General features: G+C 52.4%; 15 protein-coding genes and 1 tRNA gene. 4 read left to right on the top strand and 12 right to left on the bottom strand.

Features of this window, described 5'->3' with window-relative positions:
* The first annotated feature begins 185 nt into the window (after nucleotides 1-185).
* Nucleotides 186-2,138, top strand: coding sequence for a single-stranded-DNA-specific exonuclease RecJ (gene recJ, locus QA596_12295; GenBank protein ID MDG5768237.1), 1,953 nt, complete (start codon nucleotides 186-188; stop codon nucleotides 2,136-2,138).
* 35 nt (nucleotides 2,139-2,173) lie between these two features.
* Nucleotides 2,174-2,246, top strand: a tRNA-Phe gene (locus QA596_12290).
* A 65-nt stretch (nucleotides 2,247-2,311) separates the two neighbouring features.
* On the opposite strand, the gene glmS is transcribed toward QA596_12290, so the two are convergent.
* Both glmS and QA596_12280 read right to left on the bottom strand, forming a co-directional pair.
* On the bottom strand, nucleotides 2,312-4,147 hold the full coding sequence (glmS, locus tag QA596_12285; protein ID MDG5768236.1) for a glutamine--fructose-6-phosphate transaminase (isomerizing): 1,836 nt from the start codon (nucleotides 4,145-4,147) through the stop codon (nucleotides 2,312-2,314).
* A 290-nt stretch (nucleotides 4,148-4,437) separates the two neighbouring features.
* Complete coding sequence (locus tag QA596_12280) at nucleotides 4,438-5,064, bottom strand: MarC family NAAT transporter (protein MDG5768235.1); 627 nt, start codon at nucleotides 5,062-5,064, stop codon at nucleotides 4,438-4,440.
* Nucleotides 5,065-5,206: 142 nt separating this feature from the next.
* Between QA596_12280 and QA596_12275 the strand changes: the two genes are divergently transcribed.
* Entirely contained in the window at nucleotides 5,207-5,677 is a 471-nt protein-coding gene (locus QA596_12275) for a GAF domain-containing protein (protein MDG5768234.1), read from the top strand.
* 49 nt (nucleotides 5,678-5,726) lie between these two features.
* Here QA596_12275 and uvrA read toward each other — a convergent pair whose 3' ends face one another.
* From uvrA to QA596_12235, 8 genes are all read right to left on the bottom strand, one after another.
* The gene (gene uvrA / locus QA596_12270; protein MDG5768233.1) at nucleotides 5,727-8,531 is read right to left on the bottom strand and encodes an excinuclease ABC subunit UvrA; all 2,805 of its coding nucleotides are present in this window, start codon (nucleotides 8,529-8,531) and stop codon (nucleotides 5,727-5,729) included.
* A 70-nt stretch (nucleotides 8,532-8,601) separates the two neighbouring features.
* Nucleotides 8,602-9,081 carry a Na+/H+ antiporter subunit E gene (locus tag QA596_12265; protein ID MDG5768232.1) on the bottom strand — a complete coding sequence of 160 codons (480 nt, stop codon included), beginning with the start codon at nucleotides 9,079-9,081 and terminating at the stop codon, nucleotides 8,602-8,604.
* 39 nt (nucleotides 9,082-9,120) lie between these two features.
* Nucleotides 9,121-10,632 carry a Na+/H+ antiporter subunit D gene (locus QA596_12260; protein MDG5768231.1) on the bottom strand — a complete coding sequence of 504 codons (1,512 nt, stop codon included), beginning with the start codon at nucleotides 10,630-10,632 and terminating at the stop codon, nucleotides 9,121-9,123.
* A complete protein-coding gene (locus QA596_12255) occupies nucleotides 10,629-11,030 on the bottom strand; it encodes an NADH-quinone oxidoreductase subunit K (GenBank protein ID MDG5768230.1) in 402 nt (133 codons plus the stop codon). Before QA596_12255 ends, QA596_12260 begins: the two co-directional genes overlap by 4 nt.
* An 11-nt stretch (nucleotides 11,031-11,041) precedes the next feature.
* Entirely contained in the window at nucleotides 11,042-11,467 is a 426-nt protein-coding gene (locus QA596_12250; GenBank protein ID MDG5768229.1) for a Na+/H+ antiporter subunit B, read from the bottom strand.
* 166 nt (nucleotides 11,468-11,633) lie between these two features.
* Nucleotides 11,634-13,964 (bottom strand): putative monovalent cation/H+ antiporter subunit A, encoded by a 2,331-nt coding sequence (locus QA596_12245; GenBank protein ID MDG5768228.1) that lies wholly within the window; start codon nucleotides 13,962-13,964, stop codon nucleotides 11,634-11,636.
* 139 nt (nucleotides 13,965-14,103) lie between these two features.
* Nucleotides 14,104-14,478 carry a monovalent cation/H(+) antiporter subunit G gene (gene mnhG / locus QA596_12240; GenBank protein ID MDG5768227.1) on the bottom strand — a complete coding sequence of 125 codons (375 nt, stop codon included), beginning with the start codon at nucleotides 14,476-14,478 and terminating at the stop codon, nucleotides 14,104-14,106.
* The gene (locus tag QA596_12235) at nucleotides 14,471-14,767 is read right to left on the bottom strand and encodes a cation:proton antiporter (protein MDG5768226.1); all 297 of its coding nucleotides are present in this window, start codon (nucleotides 14,765-14,767) and stop codon (nucleotides 14,471-14,473) included. Before QA596_12235 ends, mnhG begins: the two co-directional genes overlap by 8 nt.
* A gap of 412 nt (nucleotides 14,768-15,179) precedes the next feature.
* On the opposite strand from QA596_12235, the gene QA596_12230 reads away from it, so the two are divergent.
* On the top strand, nucleotides 15,180-16,031 hold the full coding sequence (locus QA596_12230) for a proline dehydrogenase family protein (GenBank protein ID MDG5768225.1): 852 nt from the start codon (nucleotides 15,180-15,182) through the stop codon (nucleotides 16,029-16,031).
* A gap of 148 nt (nucleotides 16,032-16,179) precedes the next feature.
* Here QA596_12230 and QA596_12225 read toward each other — a convergent pair whose 3' ends face one another.
* A complete protein-coding gene (locus tag QA596_12225) occupies nucleotides 16,180-16,845 on the bottom strand; it encodes a hypothetical protein (protein ID MDG5768224.1) in 666 nt (221 codons plus the stop codon).
* Nucleotides 16,846-17,349: 504 nt separating this feature from the next.
* On the bottom strand, nucleotides 17,350-17,621 hold a 272-nt coding region (locus QA596_12220; protein ID MDG5768223.1), incomplete at its 5' end, for a hypothetical protein.

The raw sequence follows: 17,621 nt of genomic DNA, 5'->3' as shown, positions 1-17,621 counted from the left end.
TTCATCCGATTTGGGGGTTTTCTGGCCCGTTAAGAGGCACAAATATACGCATTTTTTATGACCCGGAAGCCATGAGTCCGGCGTAATCCCTATTAGCATCCTGCCGCATAATTCAGCAGAAACCTTCGTTACTTCAAAATGCAAAGTCAAAAAAAGAGCCCCTGTGGGTTGTAATCAGGATACTTTTGCTCACCACTTTTTCGTACATTATCAGAGAGAATACCCTTTTCGCAAGGCACGGGGAGTTGATCGCAGGCTGCGGCCTTTTCGTCGCCATCGCCTCCGGCAGCATTGCGAACGGGTGCATACATTTTGTGGTTTGCTGGCCTGACCGCCACACGCCTTTTCATGATAAAAAGAACGAGACACATACCATTATGTCTTTCCGATGGAACTATATCCAGCCGGAACATGAGGAGGCTATATCCCGACTTCGGGAAGAACTGGGCATTCCCCAGCCTATCGCACGCCTGCTCACGATCCGCGGGATTTCAACCTTTGATGATGCACGCCTATTTTTCCGACCATCCCTGAGTCAGCTTCACGACCCTTTTCTGATGAAGGACGTGGATTCCGGCTCCGACCGGCTTGCCACCGCCATTCGATCCAATGAAAAAGTGGTCGTTTACGGCGATTATGATGTCGACGGCACCACCGCCACCGCCATCATGTATACCTTTCTCAAGAACTTCGGGGTGGATGTCCAGTATTACATTCCTCACCGTTTTAAGGAGGGGTACGGAATCGGTGAAGACGGGATCGACTTTGCCGCCGAAAACAGCAGCACACTGATTGTCTCCGTAGACTGCGGCATTACCGCCGTGGAAGAGACCGAGTACGCGAAAAGCAAAGGCATTGACCTGATTATTTGCGACCATCACAATGCCGGGGAGAGCATTCCCGATGCCGTTGCGGTGATCGACCCCAAACAGCCGGGCTGCTCCTATCCCTTCAAAGGGCTGTCGGGTGCCGGTGTCGGGTTCAAGCTGATTCAGGCTACCCTCACCAGGCTCGGGCTTCCTACCGATGTGGCTCATCCGTATCTGGACCTGGTCGCCATCTCCATTGCCTCCGACATCGTCCCTATCATCGATGAAAACCGGATACTGATGCAGGAAGGGTTGCGAATGATCAACTCCAAGCCCCGGGCAGGCGTCAAGGCGCTTCTCGATCTTATTCGATTGCGCGACTCCGAAATCACCACGTCACATATCGTCTTTTCGCTGGGCCCGCGTATCAATGCCGCCGGCAGGATGGGGGATGCCGCCGTGGCGGTCTCTCTGCTCATTTCCGAAACTGCCGAAGAAGCCAATACCTTCGCGTCACGACTTGAAAAGATCAATTTCAAGCGGCGGGATACCGATACCCGTACCATGGAGGAGGCCCTGCTACAGGTGGGAGGCCAACCGGAACACGACGATTGCTCCTGCCTTGTCCTGCACAATCCCGACTGGCACCTGGGGGTTATCGGTATCGTCGCGTCACGGCTGGTCGATCTGTATTGCCGACCGACCATCATGCTCAGCACCGTTGACGGAATGATCAAGGGCTCGGCGAGAAGCATTAACGGGTTCAATATCTATGAAGCACTGAAACAGTGCGAAGACCTCCTGGTCCAATTCGGCGGACACAAATACGCCGCCGGCCTCACCATCTCCGAGGAGCAGCTCAAACCCTTCATCAAACGGTTTCAACAGATCACCGGTGAGCTGCTGTCGGAACAGGACTTTAACCCCGAGTTGTCCATCGATGCGGAATTGCCCTTCAATGAGATCACCCCGCGCTTCTGGAAGTTGCTCAAACAATTCGAGCCATTTGGTCCGCATAACATGAAACCGATTTTTGTGAGCCGCGATGTGAGAATTGCCGGGAAACCAACCATCGTCGGCCAGGGCCATCTGAAAATGAGAATTGCCCAAAACGGCTCGCCACCGATCGAGGCCATCGGCTTCAATATGCAGCGGTTCGCCGGACCCCTGCTGAAAGCCGGCTCCCGAAAGGTGGATATCGCCTACGCACTGGATGAAAACACCTGGAATAACCGCACCACGCTGCAGATACGCCTCAAAGACATCCACATTGACGGAGAGCAAGTGGCGATGCCGGAAAAAGTTGGCAAGCCGGTTTCTTCGAAATAAAAAAGAGTGTATATTTGGGTTCTCTTTCAGAGGGAGGGACTGTAGCTCAGTTGGTAGAGCAATGGACTGAAAATCCATGTGTCGGCGGTTCGATTCCGCCCGGTCCCACAGCCAAAGCTCATTGAGTCGCCGTCAGACAGCCACTCAATGAGCTTTTTTTGTATCTCCCCCGGCTACTCTACCGTTACGCTTTTCGAAAGGTTGCGGGGATTGTCGACATCGCACTTCCGGTTGACAGCAACATAGTAGGAGAGCAGCTGAAGCGGGATGACGGCAAGCAGCGGCGTCAGGCAGTCGTGGGTTTCCGGTATGTTGATATTAAACTCTGCCAGCCTGGCAACCTCCGATTGTCCGTTGGATGAAATCGAGATAATCCGGCCTTTTCTCGCCTTTACCTCTTCGATATTGCTGACGACCTTGTCGTTGGTATAGTCGGTCGCCGCAATTACAACTACCGGCATATGCTCATCTATTAGTGCGATCGGACCGTGTTTTACCTCCGCAGCCGGGTATCCCTCGGCATGGATATATGAGATCTCCTTGAGTTTGAGCGCGCCCTCAAGCGCCACCGGAAAATTGAAAGAGCGCCCCAGGTACAAGAAGTTGGGGGCAAACGTAAACAGGCGGGCGATATTCTCGATATGGGCGGTATCGGCGACAATTTGCCTGACTTTGTCGGGTATGGCCGATAACTCGCTCGTCAGATCCCGCATAAGTTCATCGGAGATCACCTTGTTCTCGCGGCCTATCAGCAGTGCCATCATTACCAGCACGGTAACCTGTGCGGTAAACGCCTTCGTGGACGCTACCCCGATCTCGGGTCCGGCGTGGATATACACCCCGGCATCGGTCTCCCGTGCAATTGTGGACCCGACCGCATTGCAAATCCCGAGTACCAGCGCACCACGTTTTTTGGCCTCACGCAAGGCCACCAGGGTATCGGTCGTCTCCCCGCTTTGTGATATCACCAGCATCACATCCCGTTCGTCGATCAGCTGTTCCCGGTAGCGAAACTCCGAGGCATACTCGACCTCGACCGGCATGTGCGCCAGGTATTCCATCAGATACTCGCCAATCAGACCGGCATGCCAGCTTGTACCGCATGCGGCAATAATCACACGCCTTGCACGACACAGTCGGTCGAGCACCTCCGTGAGGCCACCCAACTGAACCCGGTTCTCCCGTACCATCAACCGGCCCCTCATACAGTCGGCGATCGTATCCACCTGCTCAAAAATCTCCTTGAGCATAAAATGGGGAAACCCGCCCTTTTCGATCTGCTCCAGACTCATGGCCAGCTCATGCACCTCCTTGGTCAGAGGAACATTCTTCAGTGTGGAGACCTCGTAGCCGTCGCGCCTGACTGTAGCTATTTCCTCATCTTCCAGATACACTACTCTTTTTGTGTATTCAATAACCGAAGAAGCGTCCGATGTCACAAAATGCTCGTCCTTCCCGATACCGATCATAAGAGAAGAACCCTTGCACGCAATGATGATCTGATCCGGGTGGTCTTTATGGATGATGGCAATGCCATAGGCACCATTCACTTGCAGCAACGCCTGTTTAACTGCGGACAGAAAATCCATACCGCCTATTTCATGGATTTCTTCTATTAAATGGGCCAGTACCTCGGTGTCGGTATCCCCCGCAAACCGGTGTCCCTTTTCCTGAAGTTCCCGTTTCAGGGCGTCGTAGTTTTCGATGATTCCGTTGTGAACCAGGGCGAACTGTTCATTCCCGCCACTGTGAGGATGTGCATTGATCTCGTTTGGTTCTCCATGGGTTGCCCAGCGCGTATGACCTATTCCGGACAGCTGCGCGCCACCGATCCTGGACACCTGTGGCTCAAGGTCTTTTACCTTGCCCTTTGTCTTAACCGTTTTTAAATCATCGTTCATGATCGCCACCCCGACCGAATCGTACCCGCGATATCCGAGCCGGTGCAATCCCTTGATGACAACTTCCGATGCCTGACGTTTACCTGTATACCCTACTATTCCGCACATGAATTCCTGGATTTAGATGAATATTATTCCGGAGTCCTGGCCTGCCCGAACACCGTACCGTTTGGTGAGACGATTGAGGGGATCCCTCAGGAATAGCAATGTATTAAAAAAGCGCTTTTTTGTGAACTATTTTACCCCTCATTCGAAACGTGCCCGAGCCTCCTGCAAAGCATTGTAAATACAGAATATTTCCGCAGCACGCGATTTCAGGTATAGTCGAAACGTGGACTCGATACCCTGGATAAATATGTTAGTAAGTGTCGTAATCCCGGTGATGCCGTTGCTGAAAATCAGCTGCCGATTATCGGCCTTACACCATTGATGATGAACTGGACACCGATTGTCAGTGCGATAAAACCCATCATTCGGGTGAGTGCGGTCATCCCGGTTTTTCCCATCATTCGGGTCAGTTTCCGGGAGATGACAAGCAGGCCAAAGGAAGTGAGGGCCACCAGCAGAATGGCAAGGGCTACTCCTGCGTAGTCAAATACGGAGGATGACTGTGATGCCAGGCCAAGCACGAGGGCAATGGAGCCGGGGCCGGCAAGCATGGGCATCGCCAGCGGACTGAATGAGATATCCGGTTTTCTGTAGGCCTCGGAATGATCGGCGGCATTCAGCTTTCGCCCCTGGGAATCCGGATCCAGCATGGAGTACGCCATCTTCATGATGAGCAGGCCGCCGGCAATCCGGATACCCTCCAGGCTGATACCGAAAAAACTGATGATATAGTTTCCTCCGAACAGGAATATCATCAGGATCAACAGGGTATACATGCTGGCTTTCAGTGCCTGCTGCCGGCGATGCTCATCGGTATCACCGTCGGTCATCGCCAAAAAAAATGGCATGGCGGCAAACGGATTGGCAATGGAAAGCAACGAAGTGAAACTGGCAATTAAGAAAGCAAAGAAAGTCATGATACTGCTGCTACCTACATATCAAAAATTGAAAAATTAACGCAGCAAGTGTCGCCTCTCAACACCAGCGCAATTATTTTGATCTGCAAATTTATGTATATTTGTCATGAGATTGAACATCAAACGTACCACCTTTTAGACCATGACACAAAAAGAGATTCCCTGGGATTTGCTTCTGAAAAAATCCCGCGACCTCATCCGGGATGCCGCCGACCGTGAAGAGGCCATGCAGCACATTTGCGCACTCCTCCATCGTGAAGTACCCCATTATGACTGGGTGGGGTTTTATATGGTTGATCCTCTCGCCGACCGGCAGCTGGTGCTGGGCCCTTATGTAGGGGAACCAACCGAGCACACACGTATTCCCTTTGGCCAGGGGATATGCGGTCAGGCCGCCGAAACGCAAAAAACGTTCGTTGTCCAGGATGTCAGCAAGGAAACCAATTACCTGGCTTGCAGTCCAATGGTTCAGTCGGAAATCGTCGTGCCCATTATGAAAGGCAATGAGCTGATCGGTGAAATCGATATCGATTCCGAACAGCGGGGAGTGATGAGCAACAGCGACAGAAAACTGCTGGAGGCCATCGCAGACGAGCTTGCCGAGCTGTTCTGATACCACGCAGCTCCGGCACCAGGCTCAGGCCATGGATGCCGGCACCTTATCAGATCAATTTCTTCAGAAAGCGGCCAGTCAGGCTTTCCGGATGCGCTGCTACTTCTTCCGGCGTTCCTTCGCACACAATGGTGCCACCACCAAATCCGCCCTCAGGCCCGACATCGATCACCCAGTCGGATGATTTGATCACATCCAGATTGTGCTCAATAATAATTACGGAATGTCCCTGGTCGATCAGGCGGTTAAAGGAGCCCAGCAGCCGGGATATGTCCTCGAAATGCAGGCCTGTTGTCGGCTCGTCAAAGAAATACAGAACATGCTCTTTTTCGGTGCGTGACAGATATCGCGCGAGCTTGACCCGCTGCGCCTCGCCTCCAGACAACGTAGTGGCGCTTTGTCCGAGCCTGAGGTATCCCAGCCCCACGTCTTCCAGCACTTGCAGCCGGTTTGAAATCACTTTCTCATCGACGAAAAACTCCAGCGCTTCAGACACCGACATTTCCAGAACATCATGAATATTCTTGCCGCGGTATCTGATGCCAAGCACATCTTTCCGGTAGCGGGTGCCGCCACAAGCCTCGCAGGGAAGCTCGATGTCGGCCAGAAACTGCATCTCGATGGTCTGCACCCCTTCACCCTGACAGGTTTCACAGCGTCCACCGGGTACATTGAAGGAAAAATGACCTGCCGTATGGCCCATGATTTTCGCCTCTCTGGTTCGGGAAAAGACCTCACGGATGCCGTCAAACGCCTTGGTATACGTAGCCGGATTCGACCGGCTTGAACGGCCGATCGGCGCCTGATCGACCATCTCCACCGCGTCAATATGGTGAAGTCCCTTCAATGACCGGTAACGGCCGACTTTATCATTATAGACACCCAGCTCTTTCATGATTCCGGCGTAGAGAGTCCGATGCACCAAGGTCGTTTTTCCGGATCCGCTCACGCCGGTCACACTGACCAGCTTTCCCAGCGGAAACCGAACGTTCACCCCTTTCAGATTGTGTTCCGAGGCTCCTTCGAGCACGATTTCGCGGCCGCTTCCTTTGCGCCTCCTGGCGGGCACCGGGATGGATTTACTGCCATTCAGGTACTTGCCCGTCAGTGTCTTTGATGCAAGAAGCTCCGGATAGCTGCCGGAAAAGCAAACTTCGCCACCGTGAATGCCGGCAAAAGGTCCGATATCCAGTATGTGGTCGGCCGCGCGGATCATCTCCGGATCATGTTCCACCACAAGCACGGTATTTCCGATGTCGCGAAGGGATTTCAGAATACGGATGAGGCGGTCGTTGTCACGCGGATGGAGGCCGATGGTAGGTTCATCCAGAACATACAGACTGCCGATCAGCGAGCTGCCGAGGGCATTGGCCAGGTTGATACGCTGCGCCTCGCCACCGCTCAGCGTGTTGGTCAGGCGGTTCAGCGTGATGTAATGCAGCCCCACTTCATCCAGGTACCGGAGCCTCTTGCGAATTTCATACAAAATCTGGCCGCCCACCTCCGTTTCATAATCACTGAGTTTAATCCCTTCAAAAAATTCGCGGGCATGGCCGATCGTCATCTCCGAGATCTGTCCGACATGCAGACCGGCGATCTTGACATAGAGGGCGTCTTTCCGGACCCGGTACCCATCACACTCCGGGCAGTTGGAATACCCCCGGTAACGCGCGTAAAACACACGCATGTGCACCTTGTAGAATTCACTTCTGATGCTTTCAAAGACACTGTGTATGCCGGGATATTCGTCCTTGCCATGCCAGAGAATCTGCTTGACCTCTTTTGACAGAGTGCGGTACGGCTCATCTATCGGAAGGCTGTAACGGGCGGCGACCTTGATGAGCAGCTTCAGGTTGTGATTGAATTTCGGAGAGCTGAACGGCGCAATGGCTCCGCTGCGTATGGAGAGTTCCGGGTCGGGCACAACCTTGTCCTCGTCGATGCCCTGTACCCGACCGAATCCTTCGCAGCTACGGCAGGCACCAAACGGATTGTTAAAAGAGAACATCTGGGGCGTCGGCTCCGTGAAGCGGATCCCGTCCCGTTCAAACCTGTCGCTGAAATAGAGCTCGTCACCCTCGTGCACTTTAATATAACAGCGGCCCCGGCCTTCCAGAAAAGCGGCTTCCACCGAATCCACCAAACGTGTCCGGAATTCATCGTCATCCTTTTTGACCGCCAGGCGGTCGACCACCACACGGACATCCCCCGACTGGTACTTTCGAAGATTCACTTCATCCCGGCTCAGATCAACCATCTTTTCACCGGGCAGCAAAATGCGGTTGAACCCTTTCTGCCGAAACACCTCCAGCTCTTCACGCATTTTCTTGTTTTTCTCCATACTGACACCAAACAGCACGTAAAAACGCTGCTTCTCCTCCAGTCGATTGATCACATGGTCGGCAACCGACTGAGGGGTCTCTTTCCTGACCGGCTCGCCCGATACCGGCGATATGGTATGACCGACACGTGCAAATAGCAGGCGCATGTAATCGTAGATCTCCGTGGTGGTTCCTACCGTCGATCTCGGGTTGTGCGTGGTGTTTTTTTGCTGGATTGCCATGGCCGGAGAAATTCCCTGCATGAAATCAACATCCGGCTTGTCCATGCGCTCCAGAAACTGACGCGCATAGCTCGAAAGGCTCTCTACATAACGACGCTGGCCTTCAGCATAAATGGTGTCGAAGGCCAGGCTTGATTTTCCGGAGCCGCTAACGCCCGTGACAACCGTTAGCTTGTTGCGGGGAATGGATACGTCCACATTTTTCAGATTGTGGACACGTGCTCCTCTTATGATGACAGGGGAGAGCGATTTTGTTTCTGTTGAAGGGATCCGGGTTTCTGGTTCTTCCATGGTGTCAAGATACAGGCTGCGTTGCCTTAGTTACAACGACCATACGTACACAGCGGTTCCTGACACATTCTCAGCTACCGGATATTTCCCGGATTCTCCGCTCCATGCCGTTTTTGATGGACTGCTTTACCTCTTCAACCCCTTCATCAATGTACATGGCGTGTATAAAAAGCTCTTTCCGATCATCCGAAACCTCGAGGCTCAGGGTGCCGGGAGTCAGCGAAATCATGTTGGCAAGAAGGGTAATCTCAAGATCGCTTTTCACATCAAGCGGAATATCGACGACACCCGACTTCATTTTAAACCGGGGTTTCATGACATCGATCGCCACCCGCACACTTGACACAAACAGCTCCTTTAGAAAATAGAGCAGCAGGGTAAACGACTTCCAGACACGCAGGGTGTATTTCCCTCCATCAAGGGCCGGACCCACAACCAGCAATACGGCGTAGCCGAGAATCAGTCCGATAAGGAAATTCCCGAATGAAAAATTCGCGGTCACCGCGGTCCATATGAGCGCCAGCAGAATATTAAATAGAAAAACTTTCATTGTTTACATCCGGTGTGGTGTGTTCATCTGAATGTGTGGTTACTGCGGACCCAGAACAGCTTCGATGTATTGGGATGGATCCAGCAACTGCTCTGCGGCGCCGAGACAAACTTCCAGCAAGGGCTGCGCATAGAAACCGACCAGAATGATCAATCCGGCAACAATCATTACCGGCACAACCATAATATACAGGTTGCCGGCACCGAACAGCGGCATCTTGCCGAAATGTTCCGGCACTCCCTTTTCAGGAACCGTGCCCCAGAAGGCACTCATCCAGATCTTGGTCATGGAAAAGAGGGTCAGCAGTCCGACCAGTATTGCAACGGCAGTGATAACATATGCTTCCAGTGACAATCCGGCCTTCACAAGGGTCAGTTTGGCCCAGAACCCGGAGAGCGGGGGAAATCCAGCCAGTGCAAACGCGGAAATCAGGAACAGGACGGCAAGGAAGGGGTAATGCTTGTAGAGCCCGCCCATCTGTTTGAGTTCAAACGTCCCCGTAAGGCGCTGGGCGATTCCGCTGATAAGGAAGAGGTTGGACTTGGCCAAAATATTGTGCAGCACATAGAAAATGGCACCCATCAGGCCGAGCGCGGTGTTAAATGCCAGTCCCATGATCATGTATCCGATCTGGCTCACAATATGGAAGGAGAGGATTTTCCGGAACTCAAAATGGGATGCGGCACCGAGTACGCCGGTGACCATGGTGAAACCGGCAACCCAGATTAGAATGGTGTGCGTATATCCCACATCCTGGGTGAACAGCAGGGTAAAAACACGAATGAGGGCATACACCCCGACCTTGGTAAGGAGTCCGCCGAAGATCGCCGATATCGCAACCGGCGGAGTGTGATAGGAGGCCGGCAGCCAGAAGAAGAGTGGAAAGATCGCGGCTTTGATACCAAAGGAGACCAGGAAGATCATGGCCACTGTAGTCACCAGCCCGACATTTTCCACTTCCGGAAGGCGGACAGCCAGGTCGGCCATGTTAAGCGTGCCGGTCATTCCATAAAGCATGGCCACGCCGAACAGGAAAATCAGCGACGAAAAGAGGTTGATGATCACATATTTGAGCGCGCCCTGAAGCTGGTTGCGGCTGTTTCCGAGTGCCAGCAAAATAAAACTGGCGATCAGCATGACCTCGAACCAGACATAGAGGTTGAAGACATCGCCTGTCAGGAAGCTGCCGTTGACACCCATCAGCAGCACATGCAGCAGCGGATAGTAGCCAAACTGCTCTCGTTGCTTGTCAATGTCATATATGGAATAAATGGCGATAATAAGCCCCATCACTGCCGAGATGCCCAGCATAAGCATACTGAGCAGATCGGCGACCAGCGTAATTCCGAAGGGAGCATCCCAGTTCCCCAGCTGAAGCACCTGGATACCGTCTACATAGACATCACGAAAAAGAATCAGCACCGAAACCAGCAGGACAACCATACCGGCCACACCGATCCAGCGCTGCATTGCGGATGATTTGCGGAAGAGCAGCGCCAGGGTCGCGGTAATGAGGGGAATCGCTACAGGTAGTACAAGCAAACCGTTCATGCTTCTCTATTTTCGGGGGTTTCTGAGTCAGTTACAATGGCTGCGGATGTGTCTTCGGGATCCTTGAGCATTTGATCCTGATCGACCGTACCCAGCTCCTTATAGCTTCGGTATGCTAGCGCCAACGCAAAGGCAAGCAGACCGAAGCCGATAACAATGGCGGTGAGAATAAGAGCCTGGGGCAGCGGATTGGCAAAAGGCGCTTCGGGAATGGTGCTCCCGGCCGCAACAAGGGGCGGGTTTTCGGTTGAAATGCGTCCGAGCGAAAACAGTGCCAGGTTCACGGAATTGCTGATGAGAATGATTCCGATGATGGTCAGAATCGTGCTTTGCCTCAGCAGCAGATAGATGCCTGAAGCGAAAATCGCGCCTGCTAAAATTGGAAGAATGGTTTCCATAAAAGTATTGGTCAGGTATTGATCAAAGGTTCCTCTTCCAGTGCAAAAATCACGGCTACTATAAAGCCGACGACACACAGGTAAACCCCGATGTCGAAAATCAGGGGGCTGCTCAGTTTCCATTCCGTGTTGCCGATTTCCAGGAAGAGCCACTTGCCGGTCAGGAACGGCTCGCCGACAAACATCGGAATCAGGCCGCTGATCACCAGAGCGACGAGGCCATACGCGATGAGTGTGATCGGATGGATTTTGAGCACTTTTCTGGTGGCTTCGGTTCCGAAAGCGATGGCATACAGGGTAAATGCGCCGGCACCGACAAGCCCGCCGATAAATCCGCCACCGGGCTCATCGTGTCCGCGGAAGAAAAGAAAAAGAGAAAACAGCACCAGCACGCCGATCATCAGGCGGGTAGCTGTATTTAGGATCAGACTTTTCATTACTTCAGTGATTTAAAAACTTTTCTTATGTAACCTTGCGATGATTCCCTTCAGCCGGCAGCTGCCTTCAATTCCGGTGCCGCCTCGCTTTGCGTCGGAAACGGGCATTTAGTCGGCTCCAGCGGCACATGGCCACGGGTGTGTATGGTCGGATTCGGCCGAAGACTCATGACTCCTTATTGGCAGTGGAAGTTCCGGCGCGGGTCATCTTAACCAGTGCATAGACGGCGATACCGGCAATGGCAACTACAACCACCTCGCCCATGGTATCAAGTGCCCGGAAGTCAACAAGAATCACGTTAACGATATTCCGGCCGTGTGCCAGCGGATAACTGGCATCTGCATAAAATTTGGAGATAAAGTCATCAAACGGCGCTGCGGTGGCTGCAAAAATGAGCAGGGTCATAAGTACGCCGGCAGAGGCTGCAATTATGCCATCCCTGAACCTGGAGGCGGTGCTGCGTATTTCCCGGAGTTTCGGGACGTGGATAAGCACCAGCACAACAAGAATAACGGTCAGTGTTTCCACCAGCACCTGGGTCATGGCCAGATCGGCGGCACCGTGGATGAGATAAATTAGCGCAAGGCTGAATCCGACAATACCGGCGGCCACGATCATGGTCAGTCGCGATTTTCCGAATGTAAGCATAATGCCGAGGGAAACCAGCACTGCCAGGGACAGGGTCCATTCGTACACATGGACATCCGAAAAGTCCGGGTTAAAAATGATCCCGGACCGGCTCAGGAAAGTATATCCTATGGCAACTACCGCTGTTATGATGATGGTTAGCAGGTAGTTGGAAATTAGTCCGTTCTGGAGTACCCGTGTCTGCCACCCTGCCAGGCCGAGCATTCCGTTTACCAGACCCTCATAGGCTTTGACCGGTACATGGGCGAATCCTGCCTGGTAGGTTTTCATGGGAGCCGATTCCCTGAGGGGATCCCAGACTTTGTAAATCAGCAGGCCACCCGCCAGTGTGGCAATACTGAGAATCAGGGGCAGGTTGATGCCGTGCCAGAGCGAAAGATAAAAATCAAGCGGTTCACCCCAGACGCCGCTGGCGGCCGGCAGCATCAGACTTTTGTCCACCAGGAACGGCAACACTCCGAAAAGCACACTAAGGACAGCCAGAGTCAGGGGCCCTGCCCACATGGAAAGGGGGGCTTCATGCGCCTTTTTGGGCGTTTCAACAGCTTTGCCGAAGAACGGTCGGAGAACCACAATGGCCGATGCCGCAACGATCGCCATATTGGCAAGTACGGCAAGTGAAATGAACAGAATCGGGGCCAGAGCAGATTCCAGGGCTGCTTCATACACCAGTTCCTTGGCGATGAAGCCGAAAAGGGGTGGAATGCCGGCCATGGAGAGAGCGGCAAGACCTGCCGCAACTGCGGAAATGGGCATGAGTCCGCGAAGACCGCCGAGCCTGCGGACATCACGGGTCCCGGCTTCGTGGTCGATCGCGCCGGCCACCATAAAGAGGGCACCCTTGTACATGGCATGGGAAAGGATATAGACCGCCAGCCCCTGCATGGCTATTTCGGTACCAAGGCCTATAAGCATCATCATTGTTCCGAGCGCCATCACTGTTGAGTAGGCCAGAATCTGTTTCAGATCGGTGAAGCTCAAAGACAGCCAGGCACTAATCAGGAGAGTGGCCAGGCCAAATCCTCCCACAAGGATCATCCAGGTTTCGGTGAAGCCCAGAACCGGGTGCATCCTGGCAAGAAGATAGACACCGGCTTTTACCATGGTGGCGGAGTGCAGGTAGGCGCTGACCGGCGTGGGTGCCGCCATCGCGCCCGGAAGCCAGAAATGGAAGGGGAACTGGGCCGATTTTGTGAATGCACCAGCCAATACCAGCAGAAGGATGGCAAGATAGTGGGGGTGCTCCCGGATAATATCACCTTCATTAAGCAGAGCCGATACCTCCCAGTGGCCGGAGGCATAGCCCATCAGCACCATTCCCCCCAGAAGGGCGAGACCGCCGATACCGGTCACCAGCAAAGCCTGAAGCGCGGCTTTTCTGGAGTTTTCCTGCTCATGGCTGAAGCCGATCAGCAGATAGGAAGTGAAGCTGGTCAGTTCCCAGAAAACAAAGATGCTGATGAGATTGTCCGCCAGAACCACCCCGAGCATGGATCCCATAAAAAGCAGGATGGCGATGTAAAAGCGTGGCAGATAGGCATCACCGCCCAGGTATCCACTGCCGTAGAGGACAATAAATGTACCGATTCCGGTAATGATAAGGCCGAACATGAGGCTCAGCCCGTCGAGATAGAAAGCGAGATTTACCTCGAAAAACTCCATGGAAACCCATGTCGTCGACTGGGCCACTGTCCCGCCGGCAGCGATTTCCGGCAGCCAGGAAAGGAGGTAGATAAAACTTCCGAGGGGCAGCAGCGCCAGGAACCATCCGGTTTTTTCCTGCAGAATGCGATGGATTCCCGGCGACAGCAGAGCAACGAGAAAAATCAGTCCGATGACAATTAGCATGACTGCCTCCTGGTGGCAAGGGCCCCAGTTGCTGCGGGTATAACGGCACCCGAACTGAAAAGCATGTTACACATAAATAAAGGATTGAAACGACGGTTGTAAGCTTTCATCACAAAACAGGTATGTCTGGCAGGCTGAGTCAGTCGTCCTGGCTGTTACTCTCCGGTTTCGCTGCACTTTTTTTGGACTTGCCATAATATATTTCCAGTTCATCGATTACCGTTCCTTTCCAGAAAGGAATACCGGACTTGTAAGCGGCACGCCCGATGGCGTGGGCGGCTACGGGAGCCGTTAAAAGGATAAAAACAATAGTTGCAACCGCTCTGGACACGATTCCAAGTTCACCATAAGTAAAAGCAACAGCCAGCAGTATGAGTCCGGCACCTAGTGTTCCGGCTTTGGTTGAGGCGTGCATGCGCATCAAAATATCCGGAAGGCGCAATACGCCAACCGCCGCAACAAGCACAAAAAAACCGCCGCCGATCAACAGGACACCTGCTACAAATTCAAGCATTTTCTCCCTCTTTTTCGGTTTTCTCAACCCGCTGCACTACATACCGGGCAAAAGCGATGGTTCCAAGAAATGCAATCAGCGCCAGTACGATAGCAACATCAAGATAGACAGGATGACCTGATGAGATGGAATATGCAGCGATCAGGCTGATTACGATAAACGCGATAAGATCAAGCGCAACAACTCGATCCGGCAATGTTGGGCCAACAATAACCCTGATAAGTGACAGCAGGAGCGACAGGCTCAGAAGAACAAAAACTATAATTAGTGCAAGCGAAAAAAAGTCCATTTTCGACGATTAGATGTAATGCGCACCGATCATCCTGCGCACTGCCTTCATTTTTTGATTCCTTGAAACGGCTCAATCGGAAGCGCCCAATATAAGAATTCCTCAAATCTGCTACAAGATAGTCAGATGGTGTCCACCGTGGCAGGTTTCGGCTTCCCGGCCGGTCCCCGGTTGCCTATATGGCTGATCCATTTCAAACCCGCAACATGGCGACTTATTCCGACAGTGGAATGAGAACATGATGACGGTCTGTAGCCGTTTATCGGTTTACCCGGCTTTTTTTTTAAGTATCCCTGCGTATTTTGACCGCAGCGTTACCCCCATGCATCAGGCACCCTGTCGGGCAAAAAGCGTGGTTGTTGTCATAGTTGTCATGCACAAACCATTTACTAACACTGCAATCAGTCAAAGGATGAGATTACCGTTTTTTATTGCCAGGCGGTTCGTGGCCGGAGAAGACTTTTCCCAAACAGCCCCCAAGGTCAGAGAGTTGAATGATAAAGGTATCGCCGTGACACTGGACCTGCTCGGTGAAAATGTCACTGATCGATCGATGGCTGAGGAAACAACCCGGAGTTATTGCAAGCTGCTGGATGAAATCAACGAGGCCGGCCTTGATGCCACCATTTCTGTTAAATTGACCATGATGGGGCTGGATATCGATCCACAGTATTGCAGAGATAACCTGTTCACCCTGCTGGAACAGTCCCGGAAACACGGTCAATTTGTGCGTATTGATATGGAAGGGTCGGCTTACACACAGCAAACCCTCGACATCTACCATGAGGCAAAAGAACAGTTCGGGGATCATGTCGGTATCGTAATACAGGCCTATCTTCACAGAACACGGGAAGACATTGACAAGCTGGCCGAACTTAACGCGGATGTGCGGTTATGCAAGGGTGCCTACAAGGAGGCGTCACAGATAGCCTATCAGAACATGGCTGACATCCGGGCGGTTTTCAAAGAATACGCGGCCCGGCTGATCGCTTCCACCCCGTTTACCCGGATAGCGACCCATGACGACCAGTTGATTGAATGGACCCGCAAGCACATTTCAGAGAATAACATTCCGAAAGAGCGCATCGAATTTCAAATGCTGTACGGACTCCGGCTCAATACCTGCGAGCAGCTGGTCAGTGAGGGGTACAAGGTTCGCGTTTATGTACCTTATGGTGTAATGTGGCTGCCCTATTTCAGCCGGCGGCTCAGAGAGCGGAAGGAGAACATATGGTTCATCCTGTCAAACCTGTTCAAAAAATGACAAGGGGGAAGCGTCCGACATCGGACACCACCCCCTCTCATTGACCTCAATGTATCATATTGCTATATCACTGCTGTGTCTGTGTCCGCCGAAATGCCGAAATGGCGGGTCGTAGACCGGGTATCAACCCAAAAGTGACGTCTGAAGATCAGAAACTGATCCCAACAAGAAAAAAGAGATCTTCTGCATAGGGATTCAGGATGACATCATAAGAGATGTCGAAACTGAAGGTATCGGAAACCTGGACAGTCCTGCCCGAACCAAATCCCACGTTGATCACAGCGGGTCCGGACGTTGCGTACATATCCGACTCGGCCGGTGTCATACCGAAGAACAGGTGGATGGGATCGGCATCGTAACCCAGCTCCAGGTAGACGGAATTGTTGTCATTGTCTGTGAGAAACACCCCCCCGAACAGCGAAAACGGTGTGCCAGCGATTCCCGAATACTCAAGTCCGGCCTCCACAAAATGGGCATCCGAACTAAAATAGTCCTCGCCCGGTACCGGAAACGAATAATCCGAAATACTGACGGTAAAATCACCGGCATCGGTCCCGAACGTGTAGGCTGCAAACCAGTCGACTTCGTAGCCGTCCGGATCTCCTGTTGTGGCGATCGCTGCCCAGGTCCCGACCTCAAGACCGCCAATCGTGTATGAAAGCCCCGGTTGGATACTGGGAGAACCGCCAAATTCCGCGCCCCTCCACACAAAACGACTCATGATATCCAGATCCAGATTGACCTGCGCCGCCGCCGGCATCACCGGCAACAGCCCCAGTGCAAGGGTGAATAAAAGAACCTTACGTGTGTACATCTTCCTCATAAGTAACTCCTCGGTCTGATTAATGTTTACAAGATGACCGGGGAATTATATTAACATTTTATGCCCAAAGCAATAATACGATTAAATTATTTAGTCTTTTTGTGTAAAAATGCGCATTTTATTAAGAAAAACCGCTTTTTTACGCGCATTTTTTTTTCTCATCATGGCGCTGTATTTCGGGTATTGCCCAACGGTGCGGTCGGTTTATCCGACGACCTCCCTACCATATGGCGTTTTTTTTGGGGAAATACCGGCTGGCCGATCAGTGACAATTCCTTTCTAGGAATGCGCCGGCGGACTGTCCCTGGTCACCGGATCGCTACTCCCAAAAAGTTTATCCGGACACACGGATGTTTCGAACACCGACGAATTTGCGACTATTTTGATGCGTCGGTTTTGTGAAACAGTGGCCCTGTCAGGGCAGAGCGGCCCTGGGACCTTTCATAACGAATGATGAAATCTGAATCCGGTTCAGCGTTTATTAGCTTCTACCCGTCAACGTGACTTGCGCTCATCAATAATTGTGTCCAGTGCGCGTATCACTTCTTCAATGCCTTTTTCAAGTTCCGCAAACTCCATTCGTCTGCGCATGGACTGAAGGTGGTTCCAAAGTCCTTTCAGGATTCTGAGGTCTTCGTCCCTGAGGTCGTGATATGCCGTTTCGTAGTTGCCCGTTGGCTTTATGTATAAATCGACATTACCTTTCGACCATACAAGGATGAAATCCTTTCCTTTGCTGATATTTACTTTCATAAGTAATGATTTTT

The sequence above is a fragment of the Balneolales bacterium ANBcel1 genome, from assembly GCA_029688905.1.
Lineage (GTDB): Bacteria > Bacteroidota > Rhodothermia > Balneolales > Natronogracilivirgulaceae > SLLW01.
Note: the sequence above shows the minus strand (reverse complement) of the source record. Positions and strands in the feature narration are given on the sequence as shown.